We start from the raw sequence: 11,447 nt of genomic DNA on the forward strand, positions 1-11,447 counted from the left end.
CACTTAAAACGCTATTACAGAGACGTTTTGAATTCTATGCGAGCAGTCGCACCGTCACCAATAGTCACGTTGTTAATACCGCCACCAACAAGGTAATTGGTATCAAATATGTTTTCTACATTTAACCTTACATCAACTTGTTTACCCATAATATCAGTACGGTATGTCGCACCGATATCAACACGGCTGTAAGCATCTTTTAGTACGGTATTGGCGTTGTCAGCATAGCGCTCGCCCTGATAAAAGATACCCGCATTTAATGCTAATTTCTCAGTAACTTCGTAGCGGCTCCATAATGAGGCAGACCACTTAGGCGCATCAACTGGCGTGTTACCTTCAAAGTTTTCATCTTTTTCATACTCAGCATCTAAATACATCATAGATGTCATCACAAACCATTTATCGCTTACCGCACCTTGTGCAGCAAGTTCTAGGCCTCTGTGAGTTTGCTTACCTGATTGGGTGGTAACCGTGGTGTAAAGTGGGTCGTTCAATAACTGCTCTGAAATAAGGGTTCCCGTTTTTTCTATATTAAATAGTGCACCATTCAACAATAGACGTTCTGATACTTCCCATTTCGCGCCCAACTCAATTTGCTTCGACGTTGTTGCATCTAATTCCATACCAAAGTTTTGATCAAGTTCGTCTTCAATGGTTTCACTTGATTGAGGCTCAAACCCTTCTGAATAGTTCACATAAATCGTGCTGTTCTCTGCTGGGTGATACAACACCCCAACTTTTGGCAGTAAAGATTCGTTGTCAGCGCCTTCACGACTCTGCTTATCGAAGCGACCACCAATGGCAACTTGCCATTGATCGTTAAACGTCATCAAATCTTGGAAATACACACCGTAATAATCGTATTCAGTGGTACTTAAGGTTTCATCATTATTGAAGTTTAAATCTGGTTTAGCAGGCTCTGGTTGCCCTACGGTGTAGGAGATTGAATCCCCTCTTTCGATAAGCTGGCCATAATAATAATCCAGTGAGTTTCCGCCAATAAGGATATTGTGCTCGATACCACCAAACGAAACTTCACCATTAAAATCGATAAACGCGGTTTTAAATTGCCAATCATCTGAACGATCGTATGGGTTAGAGGTATAGCTGTTACCAATTTCGTAATCTGAAGGAAGTCGAGGCGATGATTCAAAACGCTGTCTTTCAAACGATTGCTCGTTGTAACCCACCTTCACTTGCCACTCTGGATTCATGAAATAGGTTAATTTAACCCCTTTGTTTTCAACATGGATATCAGTGAACGCCCACGAGAAGTCGTTAATGGTATTTCTATTACTTATTACGTTAGCATCTTCATCTAACCATGCGCCGGTATCTAAACCTGCTTTATCGTTAGTGCGATCGTAATAAGCATTCACTATTAAGCTGTCGTTAATTTTATGTTCAAGCACCAATGAACCTAGGAAACGATCACGCTCTCTTGTTTCGCCATTTTGATATTCGCGATCGAAATTAACATCCTGCTTTACCAATACCGCGCGATAGCCTGTGTCTTCGGTAATCTCGCCACCAGCATCTAGCATAAATCGTGTAGAACCATATTGGTCGGTGTCTGCGCTAACTTCCAATAAACGAGATGCCGTAGGTTGCTTGGTTACCATATTAATAAGCCCACCTGGTGCAGACTGACCATATAGAATACTTGAAGGCCCTTTAATAACCTCTACTCTTGAAAGCGTTTCGATTGGCTGTTGATAGTGAGACCAATGTTGATGTCCGTCACGTAAATAGCCGGTAGAAGAGCTTAATTCAAAGCCACGAGAGCTGAATACTTCACGGTTTCGTTGTTTAGAACCCGGTGACAAACTTGCATCGTTATTGAGTACTTCCCCTAGCGTGGTGGCAAGCTGCTCATCAATAATAGTTTCTGGGATTACTGTTACTGCTTGAGAGGTTTCAAGCAATGAGACATTAGCACGCATAGCACCGGAAGCATCACCTACTTTATAGTCGTTAAAATAGGTACCTTTTACCTTGATTACTTCTACTTCGCTTTCGCTTGTCATTGTTTCTTCTGCGTAAGCCGCATTCGATAATGCAATGCCCCCAACGCTCAGACCCAAGCCTAGACCCAAACTTTTGCCTAACTTGAGGCCTAAACGAACTTTTACTGATGTGCGACTAAGTTGCATCTTTATTTTCCCTTTACACAAAACTGACAGTAGCTTTCAAAAAACGCGATGCTACCACAAACACAAATGATAAACATTCACATTCAGATAATTATTTTTAAGATAAGCTAATATCTGTATTGATAAAAATAGAGAAGAAAGTCTTTACTAACCGCCAAAAGGTAGATAGATATAGGCTCCATAGCCCAAGCAAGTAATAACAGCAGAAGTAAAGAACCACGCTACCCACCCCACCTTTTGTAAAGCGGCTTGCCAGGTCCGAAACGGAGTATTGGGTAGTGATTTGACTGTTAGCCGGGCATTTTTCATCGGTGAGCTTTTAGAAGAAATACTTTTGCCTTTTCGCCCTACTCGCAATCCGTACAGGTAAGTGCCAGTTATACAAAGGCCAGTAAGAAAAACACCAAATACAAAATACAGAAGCTTACTCAATAACTTAGCCGTATTTCCTTGCACTTCCCCCCACACGCCAAAATGCAACGGGTCGGCTGCTTCTGAAACACGGGTATGTAACGAGAAATCACTACCATCTTGCTTAAAAACGGCTTCAGCAGAAACGGGGTCAAATTGAATAGTGTTCGCTCGGTTTCGTACCAGTATTGCACTAGCTTGCCCTTGAAACGCCACTACCCCACCCGCTTTGTTAGGAAAGCGCACTTCTTTGATACTAAGGGCTGGGAATTGCACGCGAGCAATATGCAGCATAGTGTTAAGCGAGGTTTGCGTTGGCATTACAGGTTCATTTATCGCGTCATCGGTTACAGCGTAACCTTTGTCTGTACTAGGAGCGGCTGCGCCCCAACGCTCAGCTAAATACCAGCTGCCGGTAAGCCCTATCACAAGCAAAAACCACAAGCTCCAAACACCCACGATTCGATGTAAGTCGCCCCAACGGGTTTGTCTGTGCCGCCAACGAGGCTTGCGAAAGAAGCCCTTCCACCAGTGCCTATAAATATATAAGCTAGATATCAGTAGGGCTAATATAGCAATAGAAAAGGCACTTACAATGGTAATACCAAGGGTTAGCGGTAACATTAGATGCCGGTGGGTTACACGAAAAAAACGCTGCCAATTTAACCAGCGTCCGTCACCTAAATATTCACCGGTTGTGGGATGAAAAAACAAGCGATGCCGCAAGCTATCCTTATCTCGATAGATAACTTCTGCACTGAACCAAGGGTGAAGAGGCGCGTGGATAGATTCTATTTTTCGTACAGGGGTGGCTAATTTCGCAGTTTCATTAAGAGCTTGTACATAAACCGCCTGCAAATTCATATCACTTACGGTTGATGGGGCAACCCGTTTTGCAGGGTTAGCTAACCAATCAATTTCGTGTGACACCACAGAAAGCGTACCGGTAGCTACAATAAAGCACAGCAGGATGGAAAGCTTAACGCCCACCCAACTGTGAATTGCAATCCATGTAGACTTGCTTAGCACTTATTAAAAGTTATATTGAAGCTGAGCGATAATTTCGCGGGGTTGCCCTGGAAAGTGGCCATTTCTTTCGCTAAATCCGCTTACTGCATATTCTTTATCAAACAGGTTGTTCACGTTTACGCTAAGTAAAACCGCGTCCCATCGCGTTGTCCAGCTTGCATCAAATACAGTGAAAGGCTTCACCTTTTGTGCATCTGCACTTATTTGCTCGCTCACATAATTCACTCCAAAAGCAATCGATGAGTCGATACTGTCGATGGCATATCTTGTCCACAAACCGGCTTGATGACGAGGTGCATTTACAAATCTATCGCCCGCACCAAAAGTGTTACTTGAGCTACCGTCAACCACAATAGTATCATTGTACGCGTAATTTGCAGTTACGCTGATGGTATTGCTTATATCGCCTACCAAGGTAAATTCAGCACCGTCACTTTCTACTACACCAAAATTGATAAGTGCTGACTCGGTATCGTCATTCACGCCTTCAATATAGTCTGGGTTGCTATACACTAAGTTTTCTTTACTTATGTGGTACACGGCGAATGTGGTCATAATGCTGCCGTTCAACCATTCGTTTTTCACACCGAACTCAATGGCATCACCGCTAACCGGCTCTAGTGCGGTAACATTGGCATCAGCTTGGTCAGTAGCATCAACAGGATTGAAGCTTTCGGAATAGTTGGCGTACATCGACATCGCTTTAAAAGGTTTGTAAGTAATACCGGCACGATACGTTACATCTGAATCGTCGTATTCGGTGCCAGTTTCTTTGTCTCGCTCGTCAAACCTATCGAAGCGTGCGCCAGCCATTACAATAATATTATCTGTCAGGTGCATCATATCCTGAATGTACAACCCCTGACGATTACGACGTATGCCGTCTCTATCTAAGTCGGTCAGGTTATAGGTACTAGGGTCGGTTTCGCCATAATTTAAGGTGAAGATATTTAAGTTGGCCACGCCGTCAGCTTCATACCGAGCACGTAAGTAATCGTACTCTGTGTCCATATAGTGCCAATCGCCACCAAACAGGAACTGATGCTCCACACCAGCTGCGTTGAAATCGTAAACAAAGTCGGTGGTTAAGCTGACTTCATCGTTAGCGCGGTATTGGTCTCGATATTCACGTTGAATGGTCTCGTCATCAATATTGGCTTCGCCGTCACCGTTAACATCAACCCAACTGCGGGACTCGTGATAAGCCTGATCTCGCTCATTCGTTAAATAGCGAAGGGTAGAATTAACTTTTAATGCGTCGCTAAAGGTATGTGCTAACTGGGTTTGAAAAACAAATGCTTCCATATCTTGAAAGTCACTTTCTTCATTCGCGTTATAGGTTAAATCAACAAGGAAATTACCTTCATCATCTACCGGTACGCCGCGAAGTCGATGACCACCTAGGTTTTGTACTATGTAATCGAAGGTAGTGGTTAATCGAGTGTTGTCGCTAACATCGTAAAGTAAGCCGCCAGCAAGTTCGATATTTTCCATATCTGCGTTATTTCTAAAGCTATCTTGGACTTCATAAAAGCCACCAATTCGATAGGCTACATCTTCTGTTAGCCCACCTGTCGCTTCACCTGAAATACCGCGAAGGTCATAGTTACCACCTGTTAGGGTTATTTCTTTATTTTCGGTAAAGGTAGGTTTTTTGGTGACGTAATTAATCATGCCTCCAGGTTCACCACCGCCGTATAACGCTGCCGCAGGACCTTTCAGTACTTCTACTCTGGCGACATTGAATAAGTCAGGCACACTAAAGCCTGAGTAAGGGTCGCCCCTTACACCATCATAAAATACGTTGTCTTCGTCTCGAAAGCCGCGAAATGACACGCCGGAATAGCTGTACTCGCTGACGCCAGCGATAGAGCGATACAAGTCGGTAATATCACGAGCAGCCTGGTCAGCAATAAGCTGCGCACTAAGTACTTGTGCTGACATGGGAATATCGATGAGATCGGCATCAGTTTTAGTACCAATTTTGGTTTTAGTATCTAAATAAAACTGCTGCGCCCGCCCTTTTACTTCAACACGCTCTACCGTGTCAGGTTCACCCTCTTGAGCCTGTCCATTAGACTCTGCAAGAACTGCAGCTTGTGGGGGTATAGCAGATTGAGCGTAAACATTAGTAGAACTAAGTCCAAGAGAAACGAACCCAGATAAGCCAGAAAGAAAAATTCCAAGTGAGGTAGTGCTGCGCGACATTTTTTATATTCCACTAAAGTATAAACGGATAAAATTTGGCCGCACTTTAACTCAAATGATAATCATTTTCAATTGCGTTTTAGGAACTTTACTTTCATTAAAATATTTATCGCGATATGTTAAATAATTCCACCATTTGCCCGTAACACTTGCCCATTAACCCAATGCCCTTCGTCACTGGCTAAAAAGTTAACTACATTGGCAATATCTTCTGGCTGCCCTAGCCTTTCCATGGGGCTCATATTGGCAAGCTTATCGATGAGTTCTTGGGATTTTCCCTCGGTAAACAAATCAGTTTCAGTAGGCCCCGGCGCTACACAATTTACCGCGATATCCTTACCTCTAAGCTCTTTCGACAAAATAGCCGACATGGTTTCAACCGCAGATTTTGTAGCAGCATAAACGCCGTAACGCTCTAATTTCAGCCCCACTACACTGGTGGATAAATTAATAATACTGCCACCTTGATGAAGATGTTTCGAGGCTAAGCGAAGCATGTTGAATACCCCTTTCATATTAACGTCGAATTGTTCATTAAAATCGTCATCGCTCGTTTCGTTAAGTGTTGAAAGCGCCATCACGCCCGCATTGTTCACCAGTACGTCTACCTTACCAAATGCCTGTAACGCTGCTTCAAACAAGCTTTCTGCCTGAGTGGGTTTCGACACATCAGCTTGCACCGCAATCGCTTGCCCACCTTTACTTTTGATTTTATCAGCAAGTTCGTTTGCCGCATCGCTACTACTGACATAATTAATCACCACGGCAAAATTATTTGCCGCTAACTTTTCAACAATACTTGCGCCAATGCCTTTCGCGCCACCTGTTACCAAAGCTACCTTTACATTTTCCATATGCCACCTGCTGTTTGAAATTTTTGAAAATCGAGTCAACTAACCTACAAAAAAGTTGGATATCTAGATACCAAAACAAGACCAGATATACTTATTTCGGGTTGCAAAGTAACTAGAAAACAAAGCGTCGCGATTATTGAGGTTATCTTGCCTTAGCACCACTTAATGCAAATTTTGTAAATAAAAATGATTTCCATTTGCACTAAATGATTTTAAACTTTATTCTAGCTCCACTTTAAAACATGCTGTTCAAAACAGCGTACGAAAAATATAAATGTATTTGCAAGGAGCAACAAAGGTGAATGCTGCAATTCTCATGGGGACGCTAGGCTGTTTGCTGGCTAATCTAGTGTTTTACGCAGGCTGTCCGAACCAACAATGGTTTAAGAAAAGGCCACTATCATTTAATACCACACTGTTAATTGCCTTGGCGCTATTGATCTTAAGCACGGCAATATTCAGCTTCACGTTTTCATTACCTGCCGCCATCTATACCGTTATTACGCTGTGTATGCTGCTGTTGGGAACCATTCCTTTCTTTACCCGTTACACCGCGCCTCTTAAATCTGGACGCTCTCGCGGTACAGGGCTCACTAGAGATGAAAGTTACACTACCTTTAAGGCGCACTGGTGGTTAAAAACTACTGGTGCAACATTAATTAGTTTTCCCTTTGCACTATTCACTAGCAGTTTAATTAGTTTTCTTTTTCTTTCTCACACACCTCTTGATGTGAAGAGCCAATTTTTAATGTGGCTGATAGTCCCTTTTTGGTTAACCCCGTTAAGCCTTATCTTTTTTGCTAAAAAACCTTGGCTTCCGTTGGCTCTGCTGACGCTTATTACACTGTTTGAATTTACCGTTTTACAGGTTCTGGGGTAACACTAATGAAATTACAGAATTATAAAAGTTATCAGCAAGTACACATTTGGACCGGCATTATTTCAGGCTTACTGTTATTCATTTGCTTTGTGGCCGGTGCGTTAACCATGTTCAAGGCGCCACTAAACGTATGGGCTATGCACGAAAAAAATGCGCTACCAGCTATTGAACTAAACCAATATGACAGCCTAATTAAAACCGTTTTACAGACTCACCCCGACGCTAGCAGAGAGATGACGGTTTATCTTCCTTCTGCCCAGCCAAACCATGCCCCAGTTACTTGGACTATTGAAGACGAAGCCACACATACACACACCTTTTGGCATGCTTCATTAGATAGCTCAGGGGAATTGGTAAGCAAACAAACTCATATTTCAGCTATTGGCGATTTTCTCGATCATATACACCGTACCGCGGGTATTCCTGGCGGCGATGATCATGATGCGTTAGGCATTTTCGTGATGGGATTTGTATCGATTTTGTACTTTGTGGCCATAGTGTCAGGTTTAATCATTTTCCTACCCACATGGTTTAAAGATTTATTTAGCTTACGGAAAAAGAAGAACGGAAAAAGATTTTGGGTCGATTTTCATAATATTCTGGGCATTACCGCTTTGCCTTTTCATATTATTATTGCCATCACTACCGTGGTCTTTGCTTACCACGACATTCTATATGGCAGCATGCAACAATGGGTTTATAAAGACAGCCCTATGTTTAACCGCCCCGCTCCTACCGAGATGGACCGAGGCGTTGATAATCTAATTTCAATTGCCCAGCTCACCAAAGAAATTACCGATATTGAACCCGAATTCGAGATTGCAGAGCTTCGCTTTGCAGGCCTAGGGACTCCCCGTGCAAGGGTGCTAGTAGGTGGAGAGTTAGTAGGAGAAATAATACGTGGGCCCGATTACGCTTTCTGGGTTACCGATCCCTACACTGCCTCTTCAGGTTATACCGCGATGCTACCGTCTATTTCTGGTGTGCCGGGCAAGGTCGTGAATAGTTTCTTTACCCTGCACTTTGGCGGATTTGGTGGCGCGTTTATTCACTGGGTTTACTTTGCTATGGGCTTAAGCGGCGCACTGTTATTTCTAACGGGCAATGTGGTTTGGGTTGAATCCAGGCGCAAAAAACAAATTCAGAATAAAGCTCCGGCAGAGCAAAGACGCTCAGTTCGTATTATGGCACGGCTTACCATTGGCGTGTGTGCCGGTGCGGTTGTAGGTATTGTATTGTCATTGCTAGCAGCGAAAGTGTTCTCAATCGATAACCCCAATATTCGTACTTATCAGCTTATCGCTTATTACATCGGTTTTTTCACGCCTGTACTTTACAGCTTCGTTGTGACGCCAATAAAAGCCGCTATCGATTCACTCTACCTATCGAGCTTGCTGCTCCTTGCCACTATTGGCATTACCCTTTATTTCAGCAGCAGTAGTTTATCTGCAAGCATTGATATTGGGGTTTGCTTAGTGTCAGCAATCATATTGCTCACACTTCTATTTACCGCCCGTCATTTACAAAACCGCCGTTCGGCTATTCCTATCGACTCGGTGTGGGCTTAACCAGATAACAAGATACTTAGGAAAATTGCAAATGAGATGAGTATTTTCACCTTGTAGGTCTTTGCGCTAGCCGTTGGCGCAACTTACCCACTGTAAACCGCACTTTTGCACCAAGACCTTAAGAATAAGAGCACCTTTGAAGGTTGCCACATTACTCATTTACACTGACTTAAAGGAAAATTACTATGACTTTCTGCTCAACAGAAAACGTATCAAATAGAAAATCCACACGGCTATCAACAAGGCTGTTACCAAGTACATCTTTGCTAGCACTCGCCATTTCCTCTGCCATAAGCGGCGTGCATGCACAAGAGATACAAACCCCAGATAGAGATATTACTGATATTGAAAAGATTGTGGTTATTGGTGAAAAAGCGAATCGCTCATTAAAAGACTCAACTACATCGATTTCCGTTTTAAATGAAGAGGCTATTAATAACACCCAATATAAATCGGTGTCTGATGCCATATCTGATATTGCAAATGTCGTGGTTCAAACAGGCTCTTTACCTGATATTCGAGGTGTGTCAGGCAATGGTGCAGCGGGTGGATTTAATTCTATATCTGGCGGCGCAAATGGCCGGGTGATGACGTTAATTGATGGTGTATCACAACCTTTTGTGGCTGATTTAACCGGCGACTCTGGCATGTGGGATTTACAACAAATTGAAGTATACCGCGGCCCGCAATCTACCAGTAATGGGCGCAACAGCATTGGTGGCGCAGTCTATATTAAAACTAACGATCCTAGCCAAGAATGGGAAGGTGCAGCGCGTGTAGGTTATAGAAATAACGACCAATACATAGATACTGCAGGAGTAATTTCAGGGCCGCTTATTGAAGATGAACTCGCGTTTCGTTTGAGCGTTCAAAACTTGAATGCCGATACTATTACCGATGGTGAGGGTTATGAATCTAACCCACCAGACTATGATATTGATAAAATTGAAACCCAGCGCGTACGTGGTAAATTACTTTGGACACCATCTGATGATTTATCTTTCACGCTGTCTCATACCTACAATAATGAAGAAGGCGATACTGGCCGCGTTTATTATGCGCTAGAGAATTTGGAAGAATACAACCGTATTTATTATCGCGATATCAGCACAGAATCTTCGACAACTGCGTTGAATACCCAGTACGTGATTTCTGACAATGTATCTTTAGACCTGCTCATTTCATTCATGGATTACAAGTGGGGCTTTGATTCTTACGAAGCCTCTGACGATGCTGAGCAAACCCTAATTTTTGATGAAACCAATGTAACGGTAGATGCAAAAATTAACTTTGCCTTACCGAGTAACAACATTGATGGTTTTGTTGGTTTGTATTATTTCGAGCGTGAGCAAGATATTTTAAGCACAGGCGCTTACCCCTACTACGGTAGCGATGAAAGCGAATCTATCGCAGTGTATGGTGAAACCACGTTTGCGCTTTCTGACAAACTTAACATTATTGCCGGTGTACGGGTAGAACGTGAGAGTCAGTTCAGACATTTTGTTTATGAACCCATAGATTCTGAACTGGATGATGATACCAACATATTTTTGCCGAAATTCGTTATTCAATATGCATTTACACCACAAACCACGTTAGCGTTTAGTGCGCGTAAAGGATACAACGCAGGCGGCGGTGCGCTGAACTTTACCGCGCAAGAGTACTATTACTATGAAGAAGAGAAGGTAAATACGTTCGAGCTAAGCAGCCGCACACAGTTTGAAAATGGCGCGGGTTTTGTTAGTGCCAACATTTTCTACAACGACTACGATGGCTTTCAAGCACTAAGCTCTACACGCTTCATTACCAATATGCCAAGTGTGGCGACATACGGCGCTGAGTTAGAAGTACATGCCAACGTAACAGATAGCATAGAAGTGAACGCTGGAATGGGGTTTCTTCAATCAGAGATTAAGGATGCCGGTGCGGATTACACCGATGCGCAGGGCAATGAATTAAACTCAGCCCCAAGCTTTAACGCTAATGTAGGTGCCAAATATTGGGTGACAGATGCCATCAGCGTTGGCGGCTCTGTTCGTTACATTGGCGAATACTTTGGCGACTTCACCAATACCGCAGAACGGGTTGCCGGCGATTATACAATAGCCCGCTTCACCGCTAACTATACCTCTGACAACTGGCTGCTTACTGCGTATTTAGATAACGCGTTCGATGAAACCGCATTAGTTTCGCAAGAGCCTGTTAGCACACGTTATCCTAGCGGTTATGCCGCAGTTGTCGATCCTAGAACTGTTGGCGTATCGGCTACTTATCGCTTTTAGTCTTTAGCTTTAGCTTTAGCTTTAGCTTTAGCTTTAGCTTTAGCTTTAGCTTTAGCTTTAGC

The 11,447-nt window shown here is 43.2% G+C and carries 7 protein-coding genes; 3 read left to right on the forward strand and 4 right to left on the reverse strand.

Going from position 1 to position 11,447, the window contains the following annotated elements:
* Positions 1-14: 14 nt before the first annotated feature.
* The 4 genes from AAC006_RS07485 to AAC006_RS07500 form a co-directional block, all read right to left on the reverse strand.
* A complete protein-coding gene (locus tag AAC006_RS07485) occupies positions 15-2,027 on the reverse strand; it encodes a TonB-dependent receptor (RefSeq protein ID WP_208805786.1) in 2,013 nt (670 codons plus the stop codon).
* Positions 2,028-2,300: 273 nt separating this feature from the next.
* Positions 2,301-3,593, reverse strand: a complete 1,293-nt coding sequence (locus tag AAC006_RS07490; protein ID WP_208805763.1) for a PepSY-associated TM helix domain-containing protein — start codon at positions 3,591-3,593, stop codon at positions 2,301-2,303.
* Positions 3,594-3,596: 3 nt separating this feature from the next.
* Positions 3,597-5,801, reverse strand: coding sequence for a TonB-dependent siderophore receptor (locus AAC006_RS07495; RefSeq protein ID WP_126871624.1), 2,205 nt, complete (start codon positions 5,799-5,801; stop codon positions 3,597-3,599).
* Positions 5,802-5,920: 119 nt separating this feature from the next.
* Complete coding sequence (locus tag AAC006_RS07500) at positions 5,921-6,655, reverse strand: SDR family oxidoreductase (RefSeq protein WP_126871623.1); 735 nt, start codon at positions 6,653-6,655, stop codon at positions 5,921-5,923.
* 298 nt (positions 6,656-6,953) lie between these two features.
* On the opposite strand from AAC006_RS07500, the gene AAC006_RS07505 reads away from it, so the two are divergent.
* From AAC006_RS07505 to AAC006_RS07515, 3 genes are all read left to right on the forward strand, one after another.
* On the forward strand, positions 6,954-7,535 hold the full coding sequence (locus AAC006_RS07505; RefSeq protein WP_126871622.1) for a hypothetical protein: 582 nt from the start codon (positions 6,954-6,956) through the stop codon (positions 7,533-7,535).
* A gap of 5 nt (positions 7,536-7,540) precedes the next feature.
* The gene (locus AAC006_RS07510; RefSeq protein ID WP_126871621.1) at positions 7,541-9,103 is read left to right on the forward strand and encodes a PepSY-associated TM helix domain-containing protein; all 1,563 of its coding nucleotides are present in this window, start codon (positions 7,541-7,543) and stop codon (positions 9,101-9,103) included.
* A gap of 185 nt (positions 9,104-9,288) precedes the next feature.
* The gene (locus AAC006_RS07515; RefSeq protein ID WP_339349833.1) at positions 9,289-11,385 is read left to right on the forward strand and encodes a TonB-dependent receptor; all 2,097 of its coding nucleotides are present in this window, start codon (positions 9,289-9,291) and stop codon (positions 11,383-11,385) included.
* The last annotated feature ends 62 nt before the right edge of the window (positions 11,386-11,447 follow it).

The sequence above is a fragment of the uncultured Alteromonas sp. genome (genome assembly GCF_963976965.1).
Classification (GTDB): domain Bacteria; phylum Pseudomonadota; class Gammaproteobacteria; order Enterobacterales; family Alteromonadaceae; genus Alteromonas; species Alteromonas naphthalenivorans.